The following is a 23005-nucleotide window of genomic DNA, read 5'->3' as shown; positions in this document are numbered from 1 at the left end:
GGCTGAAATTTACGAAGCGTAGCGGAGTAAATTTTAGTCCGCTTGTCCCGTGAGGAACTATACGGGACAGGCGATAGCCGTTGCGGGAAGGGAGGAAGCGAGGAACGTGGGAAGACAGAGAAAGAGGAGGGGGAAGAACAGGGGGAGTTAATTAATAATTAAGAAGTAAGAATTAAGAATTGAACAGCCGGCGCGATAATTGGCGAATTTGAGAGTTTGCTAATGTGGGAATGAAAGACAGAGAAAGAATAGGGAGAGGAACAGAGAGCTTGCCAGCGCTGCGTTTTCGCTGCGAACGCTGCGCCGCCGCGGTGAAAAAGAAAAATCGTGAGTCGGGAACATGGAAAAGAAGATGAATGGAAAAAAACATTCTTCGCGACTCCTCTGCGCACTCTGCGCTCTTCGCGGTGAACCCTAAAGCCTAAGGCCCAAAGCCCAAAGCCCAATGCCTTTCACATAACCTACTTCTCCCTCATCTCATACAACACCATATACTTCGCCACCACTCCATTCCTCAAAATTGGAATGTACACCGGCGTACTTGTTATATCAAACGCATTCAATACAGCCGTACTTGGCGCTTGAAACATATTTGAAAAAGTTATAAAATAAATGGGTTGATCTTTTGACACAGCTCCATTCGTTGGAGCAAACCACCGAAACGTATGTAAATCTTGTAGCTCTCCATAAGTGAGCATTGCAAAGCGATTTGGCTCCGCTATGTAGTGATATACATGCGCCGCCGGAAACCATTTTGAACAAACCAGCGTGATCGACTTTTGATGCAAACTATCATTCACAAATATTTGAAGTTTTTCGGATGCTTGTTTCCAGCCGTATAAGTCTAAACTTGGGTCTCCATCTCCAAGCATCTCTAATTTCTTGTTGCCACTTGTAGTTCCAGGATAGTAACTAATAAAACTGAATAAGCCCACCATCGCAACGCATAGTAACGATAAGGCCATTTTCAACCAATTACCAGTTCTTTGTTCGGAAAAATATCCGACTTCATGCTTTCCTAAACATATGCCAACATATACTATCAAACAAGTAAAGCCGGGCGCCGACCAGTGCGGAAGTGTATCGTTGAACAAGGAAAGGGATAAGAACAATACAATGGGAAGTCCGCCTGCTATTAATAAAAATTTTTGTTGAGGCGACTGTTCAGATCTGTTAGACCTCAATTCTCGAAAAACAACAATTGTTATTAGAACATATGATATAGGATTATTGTACAAAAACCCACCCAAGAGTTCCCGAATAAAAGAATCTATTTGCAAGGAACTAAAATGATTCACCCTGTTTTGGTGAAATGTAAAGGAAATGAAATCGTTGTCGGCATTCCAAATGATGTATGGAGAAATGATGATCAACGTAGCCAAGAAGCCAAGATAGAGAAAAGGATTTTTTAGTTGTCGAATGTTGAAGAAAAGAATGTACAAGCCCAGTGTGGCCCAGAGCATTATTCCATGTATTTTGCTAAGAGATGCCAGTCCCACCATGATACCGAAAAGCAAGAAGTATTTTTCTGGATTCTTTTCCGAAACAATGCGCAGCGCTGCATACAAGGCTGCAATCCAGAAAGTTTGCATGGCGCTGTCGGGCATGATCATTGTTCCGGCAATCAGTGAAAGATAGGGTGAAGCTGCTGCCAATGCCAAAGCAATCAATGCACCTCTGCGGGAACTCCATAGCAACACAATTTCATAAATCAACCAAAGATTGAAGAGGCTGCATGCAATGGCACCCAATCGTATCGCAAACTCTGAATGCAGGGTAGATCCTAAACTGGTGAGCGAAATCAAATAGCCAACAAGAGGCGGATGATCGAAGTAGCCCGGTTGTAATTGCTTAGCGTAAATTGTATAGTACACTTCATCATTTCCAAGTTCTAATTGAGCACTGAGAAAAAGCCTCAACAGCACAGAAATTGTAATTAGAAGGTATAACCATTTCTCATTTTTCATCCCGAATAATTGATATAATGGTTTGCGAAGAAATTCCAAAAGAATACCAAGCCAATGGTAATTGCTTTCGCGAAGTAGAATCCAAACTTCGTATACTGTTGTAGAAGTTTAAGTATTCCTGTATTTAAGAGCAGTCCGATAAGAGCTATGCAGATAAAAGCTGCCAAATGTTTCGGACTATCACTATTCGCTTCCTTGAAAGTGAAAACAGTATTCAGAAAAAAATTATTGATCACAGCTGCGGTGAATCCACAAGCGTTTGCAAGATATTTGTTGACCTTCAATCTTTCTTTTAAAATCCAGGTGATGCCAAAATCGATCACGATCCCTGTGATTCCTACCATTCCAAAACTGGCCAATTTCTTTATAAGTGTTGTGGTCATTCTGCTTGTAGCGGAAATTTGATTCTTGACTTTTTAAAGATCTCTGCACCTTGCAAAGCAACTACAGTGAAGCTTGCGAGGATTCCAAGAATAGCACCGGCAAATACATCTAAAGGAAAATGATGTCCTAAAACGATCCTGCTCAAACCCGTAATGAATGCAATACTGAATAATGCGATTCCCCATTTGTTAGAAGGATGGAAGAATATGAGTATGGTTGCCAGTGAAAATGCGGTAGCAGTATGACCTGATGGGAAACTGCTGAACCCGCCTCTTGCGCTTGAAAGCTGCATGGCTAATTTCGGTAGAACTGTTTCGAAGTAAACTTTTGGTCTGGGAAATGCCACTATCGTTTTAAGCACTTGCACCAACAATCCTGAAAGCAAAAAACTTGCAAGTATCAGTAAAGCAAGTTGATAGTTTTTTCGAATGATAAAATAGAGAATTAGTAGGAATGTAAACAAGCCGTCACCCAAGAAAGTGAAACAGCTGAATACATAATTCCATTCCGTTTTTTGAAAGTTTTGATACAGCATTGCAAATCCCTCTGTTCGGTCGAATAACAAAAGGAAACTTGCTGAAATGAGCAGTAAGAATAAAATAAAATGTCGGCACGCCCAAGGCATTGACAAAATAAAGATTCCAAGCTTACCTTAGTTTTATGCCTGTATTAATTTTTTGTGAACCAGTTAAATATTTAGTAATGATTCAGTCATACAGGCAACACATCTACTGTCTAATTTCAATGCAACAAATAGAATACGAGCAGAGCTGGTATGGAATTATTTAGATGCCATTACAATCATATCGAAGTGTCAAAAAAGATAGAATGGGCTGAGTACGTACTATTGATATGCACTCCACTAATTGATTCTGTTTTGGATGCTACCCCAAAGCTAACTGAAGAGGAAGAACAATTTATTCGAGTGTTTAAGTGGATGGATTGCAATTTGTATGCTTGTGAACATTGGTTGCAACATTATGGAATGATTGCTACCAATGAACGACATCTTAAATGGTTGTTTTGTTTTTGCACAAAAAGGATAAAAGACAATTGGCCTCAAACCCCCGGTGGAAGATTACTAAGGAATCAAATCTATCAATACTTTAAAATTGAAGAAGCATGCTTGAGTTAATCGATAGCCTCGACAGAATTGCAGTTTTGCTCATTCACAATGATCTTGATTCAAAATGGCTCGATTGGGTTATGCCCATTGTCAGAAATCCATTGGCTTCTTTGCCATTGTATTTTTGGGTTCTAACACTAGTGATGCGAAATGCCAAGGAACACTATGTTTCATTCATGATCTTGTCAATTGTATTAATAGCACTCACCGATTTGGGTTCTGCTTCTTTATTCAAACCTTGGTTTGCTCGACTTCGACCACTACACGACCCTTTCCTTAAACAATATTTGCGCTACTTAGTAGAACCAGGCGGCGAGTATTCATTTCCGTCGAGTCATGCAGCTAATCACTTTGGTATTAGCTTTCTTTGGTATCGTTTGTTGAAAGATTGGACTTCAAGAAAACACTATTGGTTGTTTGCTTGGGCTTCAATTATTTGTTATGCTCAGGTTTATGTGGGAAAGCATTATCCCACCGATATTTTGGTTGGAATGCTTTATGGGGCTTTTGTGGCCTTTGTTGTCTATGGCTTTTACAAACGATTTGTATTTGTTCAAGTTCCTAAATCTAATTCCGAAAATGTTAGTACTGCTTCTTCTATTGCTATTGAAAACAATTCGAATGGTTAGAAACAAATATTTCATTGCGTTGGCTTTAGTGTCACTTTCTTTTAGGGGAGCTGATTTTCATTCCGCCAAAGGCCCCTTAATTGTGACACACCGTGGCTTGCACAGTAGTTTGCCTGAAAACAGCATCGAAAGCATGATGGCAGCATTCCATGCCGGAGCCGATTATGTTGAAATGGATTTAAGGTATTCGAAAGACAGCTCCTTTGTTTTGATGCATGATTGCAGCATCGATAGAACTACTGGTGGAAAAGGATTGGTGGCTGATCTGTACTTAGCTCAATTAACAACGATCCCATTAAAAGGCGGTCATACCTGTATTCCAAGTTTTGAAGATGTATTGCGAACTGCACCAAAGTCACTAGGATTTTATCTCGATTTCAAAGCTGGAAGCGAAGCGCATTTGGTTGACTTAATGAAGCGCTACCATATTATTGAAAGGTCTGTGGTGTATGTATATCAGTTGGATCAAATAAAAAAGCTAAAGGCATTGGACCCCACTATTAAAGTAATGAGTGGCTTACCTGATTCTTTGAAAACACTAGATGAGAAATTGAGCTTTTTGAAAAGGACTCAACTCGATTACATTGACGGAAAACTTCGTGATTTTTCTAAATACGAATTGATCAGTTTCGAAAAAGCAGGAGTAAAATTCTGGCCGGATCTCGACGGTAAGGCCAATCCGGCCGATTGGGATGAAATTTTGCAACTGGAATTAGACGGGTTTCAAACCGATGATCCACTGCCTTTTATTTCTTGGAGGCATTCTTCTTTTTCTTTTTAGCCGGTTTGGTTTTAGGGGTTTTTGCTTTCTCTTTTGCTGCTGCTTTGGCTGCTTTTTTTGCTGCTTTCTTTTGAATCTTTTCTTCCTTCTTCAGTTCAATCAATAATTGTTCAGCAAATACTTTAGACATCTTTTTGGCCGCTGACAAATATTTACCTTTTCTAAATTTCGATTCGAATTCAGCAGTAGCTTGCAATAGTTTCGGTTCAACAAGTGCTTTGATCTTTTTCTTCGTAAGTATAGCAGGTTCTTTTCCCATTTTTTTTTTTTGAATAAATATAATAAGGGAATCAAAATTCTAATGTTAAGTTTTAAGGGAAAGGAACGAGGAGGAGAGGAGCGAGGAAACGAGGAGCGAGGAAACGAGGAGCGAGGACAAGAGGAAACGAGGAACGAGGGAGGAGGCTGAAATTTACGAAGCGTAGCGAATGAAATTTCAGTCCCGCAGGCGAAGCCGTTGCGGGAAGGGAGGAAATACAGAAAAACTGCCAGCGCTGCGAAAACGCCGCGACCGCTGCGCCGCCGCGGTGAAAGAAAAAGATCGAGATTCGGGAAGATAGAAAAAGGGGATGAAAGCTCTTTGCGACAACTTGGCGCGCTTTGCGATCTTCGCGGTGAACACTAAAGCCTTTCACCTTACCTCCAAACTCCCCATCATCTCTTCACTCACCCTTCCCCAATCCTTCACTTTTCGCTCCGGACAATTGAAGGTAGTGATCAATAATTTTCCATTCACATCAGTAAATACAAAATAGTTGAAAATAGTATCGTCTTTTACAGGAGTAAGCAACTTAAATACACCCACCTTTTTGTTATTAATAGTAGTGATTTCTGAACTTTGCCATTCGGCAGAAGGGTAGGCGTCTTCCAAACTTTTCTTCAATACATTTAAATACTGTTCCAATACCTGCGGCGATGCCTTGCTTTCAGTTAAATTGAATGCAATGCTAATAGTGCCGGATTTATCGCTGAATACATGTTTTGGAGGATTTGATCCCGGATACTTTATCTTGATTTGATAATCGGGCATAGGCTTCCACTCAACCGGCATCTTTATCGAAACCGTATTCTCAATCACCGATCTACTTTCCAACACAGGAGTCTGATAAAAAGAAAACCATCCGGCGATCAGCCAGATGGAGGTAAGCAGCTTCATATAAAAGGTTTAATTCAGTCCGGCCGACTTGTTCTGATAAAAGCGAGCATCGGTTTGAATCTTTTGCTCCCATTTCCAAGCGGTCAACATCATTTCGTCTAAACTATATTTGATACTCCAATCCAATGCCTGACAAGCATGATCATTGTTCGCGTAGATAGCGATCACATCACCCGGGCGGCGTGGACCTAGTACATAATTCAATTTCACTCCACTTACTTTCTCAAAAGCTTGAATGGCTTCTAGTACCGTTACACCATTTCCACTTCCCAAGTTGAATACATCGCAACGTTTTTTTGACTTACCGCTCAGTAACAACTCCAATGCTTTCGTGTGTGCGGAAGCGATATCACATACATGAATATAATCTCGTACGCAAGAACCATCTCTTGTTGGATAATCGGTACCAAACACATTCATTACCGGAATTTTTCCGATAGCTGTTTGCGTGATGGCGGGAACCAGGTTGGCGGGTTTGCCAAGCGGTAATTCGCCAATCAAGGTTGAAGGATGCGCACCAACCGGATTGAAATAGCGCAATAGAATGCACTTGGTTGGATGGGCTTTCGAGAATTCATTGATCACTTGTTCTCCCATTTGCTTGGTGTAGCCATAAGGCGATTCAGCAGGTTTGGGAGGTGTATTTTCAGTAACCGGAATTTGGTCGGGGTTGCCGTAAACCGTACATGAACTGGAGAATACAAAGTTGGGAACATTGAATTCCTGCACGCATTTCAAGAGGTTGATCAAACTAACCATATTGTTTTCGAAATACAACAAAGGCTGTTCTACCGATTCACCCACCGCTTTGAAAGCAGCAAAATGAATGATGCCTGAAATGTCTTCGTTCTCTTGAAAAATAGCGAAGGTATCGTCGAAATTGCAGAGATCAACTTTGTAGTTCTTTACTTTCTTACCGGTGATCTTTTCCACGCCCTCTAGAATGCGCGCGGAAGAACGAGAATTGTTGTCGACAGAAATTACTTCAAATCCGTTTTCGATCAAGTCTACAATGGTGTGTGAACCAATATAGCCACATCCTCCGGTAACCAGAATTTTCTTCATGTTAGATGGTTTTGAATACTAGTTGTTTTTCAACAGATTCATAAGGTACTGGCCATATCCGCTTTTCAACAATGGCTGCGCCATTTTTTCGAGTTGAGCTGCGTTGATAAAACCCTTGCGGTAAGCGATCTCTTCAATACAAGCAATTTTAATGCCTTGGCGTTGTTCAATTACTTGAACGAATTGTGAAGCTTGCATCAAAGAATCAAAAGTTCCGGTATCGAGCCATGCCGTTCCTCGGTCGAGGATGGAAACATGGAGTTTACCTCTGCGAAGATATTCTTTATTTACATCGGTTATTTCATATTCGCCTCTTGGACTGGGTTGAAGTTCTTTGGCGATTGAAACCACGTCGTTGTCATAGAAATAAAGTCCGGGCACTGCAAAATTGCTTTTGGGTTGAGCCGGTTTTTCTTCGATGGAAATAACAGTATTATTTTTATCAAATTCCACCACGCCGTATCTCTCGGGGTCGCTTACACGATAGGCGTACACGATACCACCGTTAGGCTTGGTGTTTTTTTCAAGTTGAATGCCGAGTCCGGAGCCGTAAAACACATTGTCTCCCAATACCAGTGCCACAGAATCGTTTCCAATAAAATCTGCTCCAATTACGAAGGCTTGAGCCAATCCGTTGGGAACGGCTTGTTCTGCGTAGGAGAATTTCAATCCCAATTGTTCACCTGTTCCCAATAAGCGTTCAAATTGGGGAAGGTCGTGGGGAGTAGAAATGATCAAAATTTCACGAATGCCTGCCAGCATCAGGGTAGAGAGGGGGTAGTAGATCATGGGCTTATCGTAGATAGGCATGATCTGCTTGCTGATTGCATAAGTAATTGGATGCAATCGGGTTCCAGAACCTCCGGCAAGAATTATTCCTTTCATGGTTTCTATTTTATTGTATATCAACAGTAAAACAAGCAAATTATTGCCATTTCACCCAATCTTTTGCATAAAAAAAGAGGCAACTCCCCAGTTGCCTCTTTTCTATATTTTAGGGTGATTAAGCACCCGGAATGATCCATCGAACGATGTAGTAAACTACAGCCGCGAGCACCGCACTTACAGGGATGGTTAAAATCCAAGCCCAAAGCAGGTTGATTGTAACTCCCCAACGAACGGCGGAGAGACGTTTGGTAGCACCCACCCCAATAATAGAACCGGTGATTGTATGGGTTGTACTTACCGGAATACCCCACTGCTCGGTCATGAACAGGGTCATTGCCCCGGCTGTTTCCGCACTTACCCCTTCCAAAGGAGTTACTTTGGTAATACGAGTACCCATGGTTTTTACGATCTTCCAACCACCACTCAAAGTACCTAAACCTATGGCTGTATAACAAGCTAAAGGCACCCAGTTCGGAAGGTCTTTGAAGTCTTTGATTTGTCCGCCTGCAATCATGGCAGCACCAATGATACCCATTACTTTTTGGGCATCGTTACCACCGTGACCAATACTGAAGGCTGCAGAAGACAACAATTGAAGTCTTTTGTACATACCTGCAATTCGGTTGGCATTGGGTTCTTTGATTTTTTCAAAGTAAATATAGCTGAACGCGAAAATGAGCATGATGCCGATCAAGCAGTATCTCAATACTGAGTTGTCTGCTTTTGAAATTTCTTTAGAGAGTTTGCTTTTATCTACACCTGCATCTACAGTAGCAATTTGATTCACTACATAGTCAACACCTTTGCTATCGTATTCCGGAAGGAAGGCAGCTGCTGCTTTTACTTTTGCTTTTGCAGCGTCGAGTTCCGGTTTCAATTCAGGTTTGGCTACTACTTCTTTTTTCAGTTTGTCTACTTTGTAGAATTTATCGAGGTTCTTTTCCATTTTGTTCACTTGGAAAATACCGAACAAGTAGATGGTGATTACACCTGCTACTGCCATGATTCCCAATCGCAACCAGATTCTTCTGGCTATTGTGACTATTGAAATGAACATCGAAATCAGCATCCCGATAATGGGTGCGAGGAAAATGAACAAGAGAATTTGAACGATGTAGGTGCTTTCTACAATTTTTCCAATGGAGATAAAGCCATTGGTAGTATAGGCGTGTGCAACAGCTGCGCCGGCGAAACCACCGATCAAAGTGTGAGAAGAGGAAGAAGGAATACCATACCACCAAGTAAGCAGGTTCCAGATGATCGCTGCGATCAATCCGGATAAGATTACCGGCAAGGTGATGAATTCTTTTTGAACACTCTTCGCAATTGTATTGGCTACTGCGTGATCCTTGAATAGGAAGAATGCAACGAAGTTGAACAAAGCAGCCCAAAGTACGGCCTGGAAAGGCGTCAATACTTTTGTAGATACAATGGTGGCAATTGAGTTGGCTGCATCATGGAATCCATTGATGTAGTCAAAAATCAACGCCAATATAATGATAACTATAACGAGCGTCATGAGTTGTAATGGTTAAAGTGAAAACTTAAGCGTACTTGATAACAATTGATTCGATCACGTTAGCCGCGTCTTCACATTTATCGGTAACTACTTCCATTACTTGATAAATTTCACGCTTCTTGATCACTTCTTTTGCATCGGGTTCTGTTTCGAACAAGCGATCGATACTCATATCAAAGATATCATCGGCTTGGTTTTCGATGCTGTTCACTTTCACCAATGCATCAGTGATGTTACGCATGTTACGCATGTTGCGCAATTCTTTCACAGCAACTTTAATTAAATCACAACCTTGCTCAATCATATCGGCCATTTTTTGAATGCCTTGATCGTTCGGGTTGATTTTATAGAAGTTGATTTTTTTAGCACTTGAGAACGTGTAATCGCAAATATCATCTAAGGCAGTAGCCAAGTAGTGAATATCTTCACGATCGAAAGGAGTGATGAAGTTTCTACCTAATTCGGTAAAAATTTTGTGCGTAAGCTCGTCGTTTTGGTGTTCGAGGTCTTCTACTTTTGAAATCAGAGCAGCGCGCTTATCGAAGTCTGGTTCGTTTACTACAGCCTTAAGTGTTTTACCCATGGCAGAAACGTTGTCAGCTACTTCTTCAAACAATGAATAGAAGATCTTGTCTTTTGGCATGAAAATCTTCATGAATGAATTGAGACCCATAGTTGTTATTTTTTCAAAAAGTTGGTTAAAAGTTGACTTGTACTTGTATTCTTAAAAAATTTCCTTTTTGCAAATTGCTTTTCGCTTTTGAATCTTCGAATCTTCTCTCTGAAATCACATAGCTTGTAGTAAGTTCAAAGTATTTGTTTACTTGCCATTCAAGCCCGGTTTCAATCTCTTTCACGTCGTATCTTCTTGAGTCGAGTTCGTGCTTTTTACCACCTTCGTATCGTTGAATTCGTGTGTAAGGTATTAAAGAACCACCATTAGCTCGATTAATTTTATATGAAATTGTGGCATATCCACCTTTCAAATTGGTTACTTCAATGGAATCGCTGCTTGGATTGTACTGCGGTCCTTTTCCTATATTATATTCTGCTTGTATACCTAAAGGTTTGGGATACAATACAAAGCTAGCTGCTGCACGTGTGTCGAGAAACTCAAAGTTGGATACCGCTTTCGTACTAGTAGATCGAAGATCTGTTGGTAGAACATATTTCCCGGTGTAAGCTTGAATACCCGGTTCAATTATTTGATCTTTCAATTTAAAAGGATAACTCAACCGAGATACAATGTGTAAGGTGTTGTTAAGTTCTGCACGATTGGCTGTTTGCCCATTATAAGCTCCGAAAGCAAATACACCGTAATCACCTGATCCCTTTAAGTTGTCGGCAATCAAACTTGCAAAGAGCTTTCTTGTTGATTCGGGTGCCCAATAGAAGAAAGCTCCTAAATCACGTTCGTTGGATACGGCACTGTTTAAGGCATCTGCGCGATCGAGTGGAAGACGGTTTTGTGAAGATTGCATATTCTCAAAACCAAAGGGCACTTTACTTTGTCCCACTCTTAGTCTAAACTCATTCTTTTTATCAAAACCAATATCTACGTAGGCGTCACGAAGTTGAAAAATGTTTTGAGTGGTTCCGGTAGAACTACCAAAGTCAGGTTGTATATATATATATACGTTGTTGGCAATTTGACCACTGATGATGATGCGTCCCCGACGGATAATGAAACCACCTCCTTCACCAATAGAGCGATCACATTGCTCGCATTTTAGTTTTGGGTTTGTTTCCAATAAACGGTTGTATCGAACTTGCATGTACCCTCTGATACTGAATGATTCATACCAAGGTTTCTTAACCGGTTTGGGAACACTAACTTTCGACGAATCGAACTTTTGACCTTCGGCTATGTTCGCCAAATTTGTCAATAAAGCACTGATTACCAGCACCTTTACAAAAGTGTTGCTCATATTATCTTAAATTGCGATGCAAAAGTGCAGTTTTTCCTCTCGGTAAACCAGAAACCTGTATTACCAAATTGTTAACTCTGTTAAGAAATTGCCCCGCCAAGAATGGCAGGGCGTTGCAATTTTAAGATAATATATAAGCCTTTATAGAGGCCATAGATTATTGTTCCTATATAATTAATAAGAACGTGCAAATATTAACGATCTATTTAAAGTATATGTAAACAGAATATTATCCTAATATTATCAAATGCGTTTTGGGACATTCTTTTTTAGGTTCTTGGCATCAGTTTACAATTCGGTAACATTAGGGCAACCATTCGGTAACATTGGGGTAACGATGTGATAACAGTGCAGAACTAGTTTTGCGCCAACAAAATGATTTAGTTGTGAGCAAAATTTCTGCACTGTTTCTTTTTATACTAATGTCGCTGACAGCCCTTGCACAAACGGGTAAAATCAGTGGACGTATTCTTGATGAGAAAAATCAGCCGGTTGCCGGAGCAACTGTTAAAATAGTTGGACTTAGTGGTGGTGTTACTTCTTCTAATGATGGTTATTTTACCATCAACATCAATGCCGGCAAAAAATACAATTTAGAGATCACTGCGGTTGGTTATGAAAAAAAGACCATTGAAGATGTAGAAGTAGTAAAAGGTGGTGTAAACGAATTGAGCATCACACTAAGCTTTTCAAAATCAAACCTTTCTACGGTAACTGTTACGGCACAACGTAGCAATGCAAGAAGAGAAACTGCCGCTTCTATCATTTCTTTTCAAAAGAACACCAATACAGTAGCTTCTGTTATTTCTGCTGAAACCATCCGCCGTTCCCCCGATAGAAATACCGGTGAAGTGTTGAAAAGAACGCCGGGTGCAAGTATTCAAGAAGGCCGCTTTATTGTAGTACGTGGTTTGGCCGATCGTTACAATCAAGCAATGTTGAACGGTATCTTGTTAACAAGTACCGAACCCGATCGTAAAACCTTCTCTTTCGATTTGATCCCTGCTTCAATGATCGATAACATCGTGATCAATAAAGCATTCGTTCCTGAATATCCAGGTGAGTGGGCTGGTGGATTGATTCAAGTAAACACCAAAGATATCCCAAGCGCTAACTTTTTCAATGTGCAGTTGGGAACCGGTTTCAATACGCAAACCATTGGTAAAGATTTTTACCGCGACAAACCCGGCAAATACGATTGGTTGGGTATCGACGATGGAACGCGTGCCTTACCTTCAAGCTATACTACAAAAAGCGAATTCGATTTACTTACATCAGCTGAAAAAACAGCGATCGGCAAGCAAATGCGCAATGCTTGGGCTCCGGAAAAAATTAGTGCTCCTTTCAACGCCGCTTTTCAAATGAACGGTGGATTTACTTCTAAATGGTTCGGAAAAACAGTGGGTGGAAGTATCGGGATTTCTTACAATAAAAGCAATCGTTTTTTAAAACTAGACAATAGAAGCAACAGTTTGGCTTCGGGGATCTTTAGTACTAACTATGATTTTCAAGACGATCGTTTTTCTCAGAACATCACCGTGGGTGCTCTCGCTAGCTTCGCAGTTCAACTGAACTCGTTTAATAAGATTTCTGCAAAAGCAATCATCAATACCAATACAACCAATTCTGTCACTAATCGCTCGGGTATTGATTATACCAGAGATGAACTATTGAGAGGAACTGAATTGAGTTTCAAACAAAATACTTTCTTCACTACACAATTAGCCGGTGATCACAGTTTGAGCAAAAGTTTGAAATTGAAATGGTACGGCGCTTTCAATATTTTAGACGGTTACATTCCTGATCAAAGAAGAATTCTTTATTCTAAATCTACTATAGGAACTGATCCTTACAAATTGGTGATTTCAAATTCACTTTCTCAACAAAGTGGTAGCCGTATTTACCAAGATTTGAGTGATTATATCTATACAGCCGGTGGCGATTTGAGCGAAAGCTTCGAACTATTCGGACAAAAGCAAACCGTAAAAGCCGGCTACATGTTGCAAATCAAAGATCGTTTGTACGATGCAAAATTGTTCGCTAACTATTTGCCTTCAGACAATGCAAACCTGAGATTGCAACCTGCCACTACCGTGTTTGATTCTACTAATTTTGGAAACGGAACGGGTACTTTGTTTGGATTCGATGCTATTAAAGGAAGAAACTTCCGCTATCTCGCTAATACCATCTTAAACGCTGGATTCTTACAATTCGACAACCAATTCGGATCAAAATTGAGAGTGGTTTGGGGTGGACGTTTCGAACACTACGATCAATTGGTAGGAAGCGTGAAAACTTGGGATCCTCGTCATACACATACAGTAGTTCAGGATTTCTTGCCCGGATTGAACGCAACTTATAAAGTAAATCCAAAAACCAATATTCGTGTATCCGGATCACAAACGGTGATTCGTCCTGAATTGCGCGAGTTGTCGTTCTTGAATATTTACGATTTCGAATTGAATGCCTCCGTTCAAGGTAATCCCAACCTGAAGCGTACCAAGGTTACTAACTTCGACTTGCGTTACGAGCTTTATCCTCGTTCGGGTGAAGTATTCAGTGCAGGTGCTTTCTACAAATACTTTGCTAACCCAATTGAGCAGATCTTCAACGAAGGAAGTGGCGGTGCTTCCACCTTCTCTTATCAAAACCCTGAAAAGGCTAACACTTTCGGTCTTGAGTTAGAATTGCGTAAAAAACTTGACAAGTTAGGATCAGCCTTCAAAAACTTTACAGTACAAGCCAATGGTGCTTATATCTATAGCCGTATCAAAGACCAAGGATTTAAAGTAGACCGTCCTTTGCAAGGTCAGTCTCCCTACCTCGTAAACGTTGGCTTATTGTACGATGTAGAGAAAGCCGGATTGAACATTACCTTATTATATAACAGAATTGGAGAGCGCATTTATCTAGTTGGCGACTTGAGCGCAGGTGCCGGTTCTCCTGATATTTATGAAGCTCCTCGTGATTTAATTGACTTCCAAGTGGCTAAGAAAGTATGGAAGAAGAAAGGAGAGTTTCGTCTGAACATTTCTGATATTTTAAATCAAACACAATATTTCTATCAAAACGCTGACTCAAACACGCGCTACGAGAAAGGAAAAGATGCGGTTCGCTTCTCTAGAAAATTCGGTACCGGTGTTAACCTCAGTTTCAATTATTCATTCTAAACTTTTTAATAATACATCAAAATGAAGAAGTCGTTATTTTACTCCCTTGCCCTTGCAGCAGTAGCCGTAACAGGATGCCGCAAAATTGAAATGGATGGTGAGAAAGAAGTGATCATTGTTACTCAACCAGGTACAGGTACTACAGGACAAACAATTACATTGTCGGGAAGAATCAACGCCGACACTGTTTTGAGAAAAGCAAATACATATATCCTTAAAGGATTGGTTTATATGGTAGGCAATCATACCATGACTGTTGAAGCAGGAACTACCATCAAAGGTTCTTTTAGTGGAAGTGATGTGGCTGCTTTAATCATTACAAGAGGTTCAAAATTAGTAGCAGTTGGAACTCCAACAGAACCCATTATTTTCACTTCTGCAGCTACCAACCCTTCTTCAGGTGACTGGGGTGGAATTGTACTCTTAGGTAAAGCACCTATCAATACAAGTTTCAATGGTATTGCAGGATTGTATCAGGTAGAAGGTGGTGTTGACAATGCAAACGGAGATGGCTTGGCTGGTTCCGGTGATGCAGTGGCTCCAACTCCAATTGCAGACGATAACTCAGGTACTTTACAATATGTTCGTATTGAGTACGCAGGATATGCCTTCCAGCCTGATAAAGAATTGAACAGTTTAACCATGGCAGCAGTAGGTAGTGGTACTACTATCGATCACATTCAGGTTACTTATGCCAAAGATGATGCTTACGAGTGGTTTGGCGGCACTGTTAATTGTAAGTATTTGATATCTTACAAAACTCAGGATGATGACTTCGATACTGATAACGGTTTCAGCGGAAACGTTCAATTCGGTTTGGTATTGAGAGATTCATTGATTGCTGATATCTCTACTTCAGAAGCATTTGAAAGCGATAACAACGCGAGCGGTACAACGGCTACTCCAAAAACTTCAGCAGTATTCAGTAACATCACAGCCATTGGTCCTCGCGCTACATTAGCGAACACCGGTAACACCTTGTTCCGTGCAGGTGCACAAATCAGAAGAAACTCTTCAATCTCTATTTTCAACTCAATCATTATGGGATGGCCTCAAGGTATTTTGATTGATGCAAGTACCGGTTCTCCTACTGATTTGAATATAAATGACAGTACGCTGAGAATCAGAAATACAACATTGGCTGGTAATACAGTGAACATGAAGTATTCAGTGAGCAGCAGTGCTGCAACAGGATCTACAGATGCAAGTATCTTAAGCTGGTTCCAATCGAGCTATTATAATAATGATATTTTAACCAACTCAAGTGATGCGAAGTTGATTCAACCATTCAACTATACTTCACCTGATCCTACACCATTTGCCGGTTCAAACGGAAACCAAAAGATTTTGAATGGTGCTAGTTTTACCGATCCTAAATTAGCTTCTTCTTTCTTCACTACCGTAACTTTCCGCGGTGCAATTGCTCCTGCCGGAACAGAATCTACTTGGTGGAAAGGTTGGACTAAGTTCGGTGCTAACTAATAAGTTTAGAATTTCCGATAGTTTGAAAATCCCGCCATTTGGCGGGATTTTCTTTTCATGGTATGGTAATACGCTCGTCACAATGCGTTAATAAGCCTGTTCTATCTTGCAGGCAGTTTATGAACAATGGTTAGATTTTAGTATACATTTCTCATGCGACTGTTAGCGGTCCCGATGTCTATCGGGACTTTTGTTTTTAACAGCCGAGATAATTAATAATTAATAAGTAATAATTAATAATGTAACAGCCGTGCTAATTAATAATTAACAATTAAGAATTAATAATTGAACAGCCGGGAGTCAGGTTGATTTAAATACAGATGCTAATCTGTGGGAATCTGTAATAATTTGAGATATCTGTGGTTAAAAAAATACATGAGACTCTTTGCGACTTCTTTGCGCTCTTGGCGTTCTCAGCGGTGAAGCCTAACTCCTAACACCTAACCCCAATCGCTACCAAATCATTACCTCTTCATTAACAAATTGCAAATAACATTACCCTATCATTAACAATGTGCACCGGTGCACGAAAAAATACCTGCACGCTTACTTTTGCGAATAATTGTAAAAATGACATTTATGACCAAAATTAAGTACGGAAGTCTCTTGCTTTTTCTTATTATGACTTCCCTGTTCTCCTTCTCGCAATCGCTCCGCACACTCAAAGGAACGATTTCTCAAACAAACAATCTTCCCTTGTCAGGAGCCACGGTGAAAGTGAAAAGCACTGGTGCTGCAACTAGCTCCGACAAAGCAGGAAACTTTGCTGTTCAAGTAAATGCCATAGATACGCTACAGATTTCCTTCGTAGGGTTTCAAACCCAAGAGATTGCCGTAGGAAATCAATCTACTATTGCTGTTTTAATGCAAGCCACTTCTTCTGAATTAGCGAATGTGGTAGTAGTAGGGTACGGTTCCCAAAGTAAAAGAGATGTTACCGGTGCCGTTAAATCAATCAAAGCTGAATCGTTCAACAGAGGCGTTATCAACTCCCCTGAGCAATTGATTCAAGGTAAAGTAGCAGGTGTAAACGTTACCTCTTCGACCGGTGAGCCGGGTGCTCAGTTGTCGATCACAGTTCGTGGTCCAGGTGGGGTGAGAACCGGTTCTACTCCTTTGTTTGTTGTAGATGGATTACCACTCGATAACTCTTCTACCGGTGGTGCCGGAAACCCTTTGAATTTTATTAACCCTAATGATATTGATGCCATCGACGTATTGAAAGATGCGTCTGCAACAGCTATCTACGGTGCTCGCGGTGCAAACGGTGTTATCCTCATCACTACTAAAAAAGGTAAAGCAGGTACTTCTACGTTGAACTATAGTTCTGCATTCACTTTCTCACAAGTTGCCAATAAAATTGATGTGTTTTCTGCGGCTCAATACAAAGCTGAGATTGGAAAGATCAATGGTACATTGGTGGATAAAGGTGCGAATACCGATTGGCAAAACCTGATCATGCGCAATGCATTCACTCAAGAGCATAACTTGAGTTTGAGCGGTGGTAGCAATAAACTCACCTACTATGCATCTTTCAATGCGCAAAAGCAACAAGGTATTATTAAAAACAATGACTTGGATCGTTATACCGGTCGTTTCAATGCTACTCAACGTTTTTGGGACAATAAATTGGTGATCGATGCGAATGTGAACGTGTCTCGCACTTACAACTTGCGTCCTCCTGTTTCAAGTGTAATAGGGGATGCATTGGCCAATAACCCTACTTATGCTCCTTATGATTCGGCAGGTAATCCCGCTCGTTACCTCGATTTGAATAATCCATTGGTGACCTTCCAATTGGAAAAAGATGTTACCACTATTAATAGAACCATAGCAAACATTTCTCCTTCACTCCGTTTATTGCCCGGTTTGGTGTACAAGTTGAATATTGGTGTAGACAACTCAACTTCTGTTCGTGATATTCAATCATTGCCTAGTACGGTACCCCAGCGTGATGGTCGTTTAGACAACTTCACCAGTTCAAACCTCAATACCCTAATTGAGAACTATTTGACCTACGATTTGAAAGTGAATGCGCACAATATCAGTGCGTTGCTCGGATTTTCATATCAAAAGATAGAATTGGCCGGTAAGAACTTCAGCATTAATAAATTCCCCAACGCTGCTGTAGAACCTATCAATAATCCGGGTTTAGGTCAAGAATTGACTTTGGCGAACAACAAGCCCGGTGGATATGCAATTCAAAATGAACTACAATCTTATTTCGGTCGTATCAACTACGCTTACATGGGTAAGTATTTGTTGACGGCGAATTTCCGTGCCGATGGTTCTTCGAAATTTGGTAAGAACAATAAGTATGGTTATTTCCCTTCTTTCAGTGCAGGTTGGAGAATTACTGAAGAGAAATTCATGAAATCCACTCCATTCTCAAACTTGAAATTGAGAGCGGGTTGGGGTTTAACGGGTAACCAGGAAATTCCTTCTAAAATTACCCAAGCCTTGTATACTTCAAGCGTTTCTGCTTCTACTTCTTATCCTTTAGACAATAGCGCCAACTATCCTGCCGGTACTACATTTACCCGCTTAGCAAATCCTGATATTCAATGGGAGGTTTCTAAGCAAGTGAATGCCGGTTTGGATTTTGGATTCCTCAATGGCGATTTGAACGGTTCGATCGATGTATTCCAAAAGAAATCGACGAACATTTTGTTGGAAGTAGTTCCTGCCGATCCTATTCAACCTGCCGGTACGGTTTGGACGAACGTGAAGAACATGGAAATTGTAAACAAGGGTTTGGAATTGGATTTGAACTATCGTCATACCACTAAACGTCAGTTTACGTATGGTGCTGGTTTCAATATTGCTTTCTTAGACAATATCGTTAAGAACTCGCCTTACTCTGTTATTCCTTCAGGATCTGCATCGGGTTCAGGTTTAACTTCTGCTACCATCAATGGGTACATCAACAATCAGCCTATTGGTACTTTCTTCTTGAAGCAATTCACTGGAATTGATGCAAGTGGAAACAGTAGTTATAAGGATGTAGACGGTGACGGTATTATCAGTGATAAAGACCGCGTAGCAGCAGGTTCTGCCTTGCCTAAAACCATCTATGCTTTCTATTTCACTGCCTCTTATAAAGGTTTCGACGCAAGCTTGAATTTCAACGGGGTTTCAGGTAATAAGATCTACGATAATACGACGAATGCCTTTTTCTACAAGCTCCGATTGTTCAAAGGTTTGAACACTACTTCTGAGGCGTTGAACTATCCTACAGAAAGCACCAGTAACGCAGCTCCTGTAAGTTCACGTTTCTTGAAAGACGGCGCCTATTTGAGATTGAACAACGCTAGCATTGGATACACGTTGAATGTAAGAAAGCTTCATATCGACAATTACATTTCAAACTTGCGTGTGTCTCTTACAGGCCAAAACCTTTGGGTAAAAACCAAGTACGATGGATTCGATCCTGAGGTTAACAACGATCGTCAGATCAATGGAGTATTGAGCTACGGTATTGATTACCTCTCTTACCCTAAAGCACGCTCTATCATTATTGGATTACAAGTAAGCTTCTAAAATAATACGTTATGTTTAATAAAAGAATTGCAGTAATTGCGGTGCTCACTTTAATGTTTTCGTGCACCAAATTAAATGAGAAGATTCTCGATGAGACTTCCGTTACAGGACAAACACAAAAGCAAATTGCCGATGGTTTGATTGCGCCGGTATATGCGCGTCTGCCGGATATTTATCGTCACACCACTTATTTCGCTTTACAAGAAATTTCTACTGATGAAGCGATCCTCCCTTACAGAGGTGGTACCGATTGGGGTGATAACGGTATCTACATTTCATTGCACAAGCACGAAACAACCAGTACCGATCCCAACGTTCGTGATACATGGAACTTGATCACTCAAAGTTTATCAAGATCTGTGGTTGCTATCAACGCGTTAGCTGATAACAAAGATGCGAATGCAAAAACCTATATCGCAGAAGCAAGAGCCATGCGTGGTTTTTACAACTGGTTGGCTTTGGACATGTTCAATCTTGCTTTCATTAAAGAGAAGCCGGATGATATCTCTAAATTGGTTCGCGATAAAGAAGCATTGGATTATATCATCTCCGATTTAGTAGCTGCTGAGTCTGATTTAACTACAACTACCGGTCCCGGTCGCATCACTAAAAATGCGGTATACGGTTTGTTAGCTCGTATTTATTTGAATGCATCTGTGTACCGCGATCGTTATGCCGCAACACATACTTTCTCTGCCGATGATATGGATAAGGTGATCGATTATACCAATCGCATTATCAGTTCCGGCACTTATGCTTTAAGCAGTGATTATTTTTCAATTTTCAACGATGATAATCATAACAATAAAGAGTTGGTATTTGCAGTAGATCAGAGAGCGGAATTGAACGGTCACAACCGTTTGGCATATTTCTCATTGTCGGGCGATCAGTTTCCTTTAACTGCTTATCCGGCAGCCAATGGTACCGATGGTCCTGCCATTACTCCCGATTTTTACAATACATGGGAAGCTGCTGCGGGTTCAGTAGATCCTTCTTTAGCTGATCCACGTTTTTCTCAAACCAATTTGGCGGTTCAGGCCGATGATACCTGCGTGAAGGCTGCAGATTTCAAAATGAACCGTGGTATTTTAAGAGGACAGCAATGGGGATTGATCCGCGTAAGTGGTGCATTTGAAAAATGTGCAAACGGAGATTTCAAAGTTGCTAAGCTTTACAACGTAACACGTAACAAGCCAACTTTGGCCGTTAATTTCACGAAAGCAATTGACTATACTGCTGAGGGAAGTAACTACAGCACCGGTTACCGCGTTTTGAAATTCCAATTCAGTGCGAAATCTACTTCAGGTAGAAACTTCGGCGATGCTGATATTCCCATTGTACGTATTGCAGATGTGTATTTAATGCGCGCTGAAGCGAAATTGAGAAAAGGAGATAATGCAGGCGCATTGGCCGATGTAAACACTGTACGTGCCGCTCGCGTTAATGGCACTGTGAAAGCAGCTCCATTGAGCGCAATTACCTTGGAAACATTGTTAAGAGAAAGAGGTTTTGAATTGTATTGGGAAATGCATCGCAGAACAGATTTGATTCGCTTCGATAAATACGAAGGAACGTGGACGGAAAAAACCAACACGAACAAAAACATGCGTGTGTTCCCGATTCCACAAACCGCTATTGACGGTGCTTCGAATATCCCCAATTACTTAACTCAGAATCCGGGCTACTAAGCAATCGATAGATCAAGTATGGTACAATCAGAAGGAAGTTGGTGAAAGCCACTTCCTTTCTTGTTTCACTCATTCAATAATAGATGTATGATGAAGACAAAATGGAGTATTGTTTCTTTATTATTCGTAGTGATTTGTTTTGTTTCCAATAGCGCAACAGCCCAGGCTCCGGTATTGGCAGATCAAGGATACACGGGTGGATCCATTCCGGAGCTAGTGAAAAAGCCCAATGCTTTACATTTCCTAGTAATGGGCGATTGGGGAAGAAATGGAGAAAACCATCAGAAAGAAGTGGCTGCTTCAATGGGCCGAGCTGCACACGACTTAGAGGCTTCTTTCATTATTGCAACAGGCGATAATTTTTATCCGAGAGGGGTTCAAAGCACGCAAGACTATCATTGGATCAGTTCTTTTGAGTCGATTTATACTGCTCACAGTTTGTATGAAAAATGGCATCCGGTTTTGGGCAACCACGATTATGGCACCAATCCCGATGCGCAAGTACAGTATTCAAAAATTAGCAGTCGCTGGGACATGCCGGCTCGCTATTACACAAAAACCTATCGTGCCGACACAAGCTCGGCATTGTTTGTATTTCTTGACACCGATCCAATGGAGAAATTATTGCGCGGCGACAAGCCCGATGGATCGAAATACGACTCCACCTATTTAGCAAAAGAGTTGAATTGGTTAGACAGCGTACTTCGTTCATCGAAAGCTCGTTGGAAAATAGTAGTGGGCCATCATCCGCTTTATACAGGCGGTTGGAGAAAAGACACAAAAGAAACGCAACGTTTGCGATCAACCTTGGAGCCGATGTTTGCGAAGTATAAAGTAGCTGCTTATATCTGTGGTCATGAGCACCATCAGGAATTGATAGTACCCACCGGTGCTACAACTTATTATATTAGTGGGGCCGCTTCAGAATCGAGATTGGTAAACGGCTATCCGGACCTCACCAAATTCAAATCATCGGATCAAGGGTATATGGCTTGCTCGATAACAGCCAACAGTCTCTTCGTGCAATTCATTAACTTTCAGGATAAGATTTTGTTTAGTTATGAACAGAAGATAATTAATAATTAAGAATTAATAATTAATAATGGGGCTCTGAAAGATGTGTATTGGATGGGAAGGGCGCTAGAGTTTTGAATGACGTTTAATAAAAAATTCGGGGGATGACAACCTTGCAGAGGTCGCTTATCGGTTTAAGAAGTAAATACAGAAACTGAAGAGGAGCAATCGCTGCGTTATCGCTGCGAACCTTGCGCCGCTGCGGTGAAAAAATATACGAGTAACTAGTAATTAAGAATTAATAATTGGGCTTCGTAGGATGTTTACTGGATGGGAAGGGTACTGGTGCTTTGAATGACGTTTAATGTAAAATATAATAAACCACAACTCTGTGGGGGCGTACATCAGTAGCACCGTTAAACGATGTGCAATGCGATTGACCCTGTAGGGGTCACACATCAGTAGCGGCGAAAAATGTGAACAGTGCCACCGACCCTGGAGGGGTCGCATCTTGGTAGCCGCGAAAAACGTGAACAGTGCAATCGTCCCTGTAGAGGCGCATATTAGTAGCACCGTTAAACGATGTGCAATGCGATTGACCCTGTAGGGGTCACACATCAGTAGCGGCGAAAAATGTGAACAGTGCCACCGACCCTGGAGGGGTCGCA

General features: G+C 41.0%; 18 protein-coding genes. 8 read left to right on the top strand and 10 right to left on the bottom strand.

Features of this window, described 5'->3' with window-relative positions; genetic code table 11:
* Window positions 1-461 precede the first annotated feature (461 nt).
* Genes ACQ2HE_RS17325 through ACQ2HE_RS17315 form a run of 3 tightly spaced genes read right to left on the bottom strand, consistent with a single transcriptional unit; the run spans window position 462 to window position 2916 of the window.
* Window positions 462-1967 carry an ArnT family glycosyltransferase gene (locus tag ACQ2HE_RS17325; protein WP_430900988.1) on the bottom strand — a complete coding sequence of 502 codons (1506 nt, stop codon included), beginning with the start codon at window positions 1965-1967 and terminating at the stop codon, window positions 462-464.
* The gene (locus ACQ2HE_RS17320; protein WP_430900990.1) at window positions 1964-2350 is read right to left on the bottom strand and encodes a GtrA family protein; all 387 of its coding nucleotides are present in this window, start codon (window positions 2348-2350) and stop codon (window positions 1964-1966) included. The genes ACQ2HE_RS17325 and ACQ2HE_RS17320 overlap by 4 nt, the downstream gene beginning before the upstream one ends.
* The gene (locus tag ACQ2HE_RS17315; RefSeq protein WP_430902480.1) at window positions 2347-2916 is read right to left on the bottom strand and encodes a phosphatase PAP2 family protein; all 570 of its coding nucleotides are present in this window, start codon (window positions 2914-2916) and stop codon (window positions 2347-2349) included. The genes ACQ2HE_RS17320 and ACQ2HE_RS17315 overlap by 4 nt, the downstream gene beginning before the upstream one ends.
* 246 nt (window positions 2917-3162) lie before the next feature.
* Between ACQ2HE_RS17315 and ACQ2HE_RS17310 the strand changes: the two genes are divergently transcribed.
* Genes ACQ2HE_RS17310 through ACQ2HE_RS17300 form a run of 3 tightly spaced genes read left to right on the top strand, consistent with a single transcriptional unit; the run spans window position 3163 to window position 4887 of the window.
* Window positions 3163-3486 carry a hypothetical protein gene (locus ACQ2HE_RS17310; protein ID WP_430900994.1) on the top strand — a complete coding sequence of 108 codons (324 nt, stop codon included), beginning with the start codon at window positions 3163-3165 and terminating at the stop codon, window positions 3484-3486.
* Complete coding sequence (locus tag ACQ2HE_RS17305; RefSeq protein WP_430900996.1) at window positions 3474-4106, top strand: phosphatase PAP2 family protein; 633 nt, start codon at window positions 3474-3476, stop codon at window positions 4104-4106. Before ACQ2HE_RS17310 ends, ACQ2HE_RS17305 begins: the two co-directional genes overlap by 13 nt.
* Window positions 4099-4887, top strand: a complete 789-nt coding sequence (locus ACQ2HE_RS17300; protein ID WP_430900998.1) for a glycerophosphodiester phosphodiesterase — start codon at window positions 4099-4101, stop codon at window positions 4885-4887. The genes ACQ2HE_RS17305 and ACQ2HE_RS17300 overlap by 8 nt, the downstream gene beginning before the upstream one ends.
* Here the strand turns inward: ACQ2HE_RS17300 and ACQ2HE_RS17295 are convergent.
* From ACQ2HE_RS17295 to ACQ2HE_RS17265, 7 genes are all read right to left on the bottom strand, one after another.
* The gene (locus tag ACQ2HE_RS17295; protein ID WP_430901000.1) at window positions 4853-5146 is read right to left on the bottom strand and encodes a hypothetical protein; all 294 of its coding nucleotides are present in this window, start codon (window positions 5144-5146) and stop codon (window positions 4853-4855) included. The two genes, ACQ2HE_RS17300 and ACQ2HE_RS17295, sit on opposite strands and share 35 nt — an antisense overlap.
* Before the next feature lie 372 nt (window positions 5147-5518).
* Window positions 5519-6043: a hypothetical protein gene (locus tag ACQ2HE_RS17290; RefSeq protein WP_430901002.1), complete on the bottom strand. Its 525-nt coding sequence runs from the start codon at window positions 6041-6043 to the stop codon at window positions 5519-5521.
* A 9-nt stretch (window positions 6044-6052) separates the two neighbouring features.
* On the bottom strand, window positions 6053-7108 hold the full coding sequence (galE, locus tag ACQ2HE_RS17285) for a UDP-glucose 4-epimerase GalE (RefSeq protein ID WP_430901004.1): 1056 nt from the start codon (window positions 7106-7108) through the stop codon (window positions 6053-6055).
* Between the two features lie 18 nt (window positions 7109-7126).
* On the bottom strand, window positions 7127-7993 hold the full coding sequence (rfbA, locus tag ACQ2HE_RS17280; RefSeq protein ID WP_430901006.1) for a glucose-1-phosphate thymidylyltransferase RfbA: 867 nt from the start codon (window positions 7991-7993) through the stop codon (window positions 7127-7129).
* Between the two features lie 118 nt (window positions 7994-8111).
* Window positions 8112-9515, bottom strand: coding sequence for an inorganic phosphate transporter (locus ACQ2HE_RS17275; protein ID WP_430901008.1), 1404 nt, complete (start codon window positions 9513-9515; stop codon window positions 8112-8114).
* 25 nt (window positions 9516-9540) lie between these two features.
* Window positions 9541-10188, bottom strand: a complete 648-nt coding sequence (locus ACQ2HE_RS17270; RefSeq protein ID WP_430901010.1) for a DUF47 domain-containing protein — start codon at window positions 10186-10188, stop codon at window positions 9541-9543.
* Between the two features lie 25 nt (window positions 10189-10213).
* Window positions 10214-11443 carry a porin gene (locus ACQ2HE_RS17265; protein ID WP_430901012.1) on the bottom strand — a complete coding sequence of 410 codons (1230 nt, stop codon included), beginning with the start codon at window positions 11441-11443 and terminating at the stop codon, window positions 10214-10216.
* A gap of 386 nt (window positions 11444-11829) precedes the next feature.
* Between ACQ2HE_RS17265 and ACQ2HE_RS17260 the strand changes: the two genes are divergently transcribed.
* The 5 genes from ACQ2HE_RS17260 to ACQ2HE_RS17240 all read left to right on the top strand — a co-directional run bounded on the left by ACQ2HE_RS17260 (window position 11830) and on the right by ACQ2HE_RS17240 (window position 22409).
* Window positions 11830-14613, top strand: a complete 2784-nt coding sequence (locus ACQ2HE_RS17260) for a TonB-dependent receptor (protein WP_430901014.1) — start codon at window positions 11830-11832, stop codon at window positions 14611-14613.
* 21 nt (window positions 14614-14634) lie between these two features.
* Entirely contained in the window at window positions 14635-16095 is a 1461-nt protein-coding gene (locus ACQ2HE_RS17255) for a hypothetical protein (RefSeq protein WP_430901016.1), read from the top strand.
* A 579-nt stretch (window positions 16096-16674) separates the two neighbouring features.
* Complete coding sequence (locus tag ACQ2HE_RS17250) at window positions 16675-19635, top strand: SusC/RagA family TonB-linked outer membrane protein (RefSeq protein ID WP_430901018.1); 2961 nt, start codon at window positions 16675-16677, stop codon at window positions 19633-19635.
* An 11-nt stretch (window positions 19636-19646) separates the two neighbouring features.
* Entirely contained in the window at window positions 19647-21323 is a 1677-nt protein-coding gene (locus ACQ2HE_RS17245; RefSeq protein WP_430901020.1) for a RagB/SusD family nutrient uptake outer membrane protein, read from the top strand.
* Window positions 21324-21410: 87 nt separating this feature from the next.
* Window positions 21411-22409, top strand: a complete 999-nt coding sequence (locus ACQ2HE_RS17240; RefSeq protein ID WP_430901022.1) for a metallophosphoesterase — start codon at window positions 21411-21413, stop codon at window positions 22407-22409.
* Window positions 22410-23005: the final 596 nt, after the last annotated feature.

It is taken from the genome of Endoryza foliicola, from assembly GCF_050589245.1.
Lineage (GTDB): Bacteria > Bacteroidota > Bacteroidia > Chitinophagales > Chitinophagaceae > Endoryza > Endoryza foliicola.
This window is presented reverse-complemented; position numbering and strand designations above follow the sequence as displayed.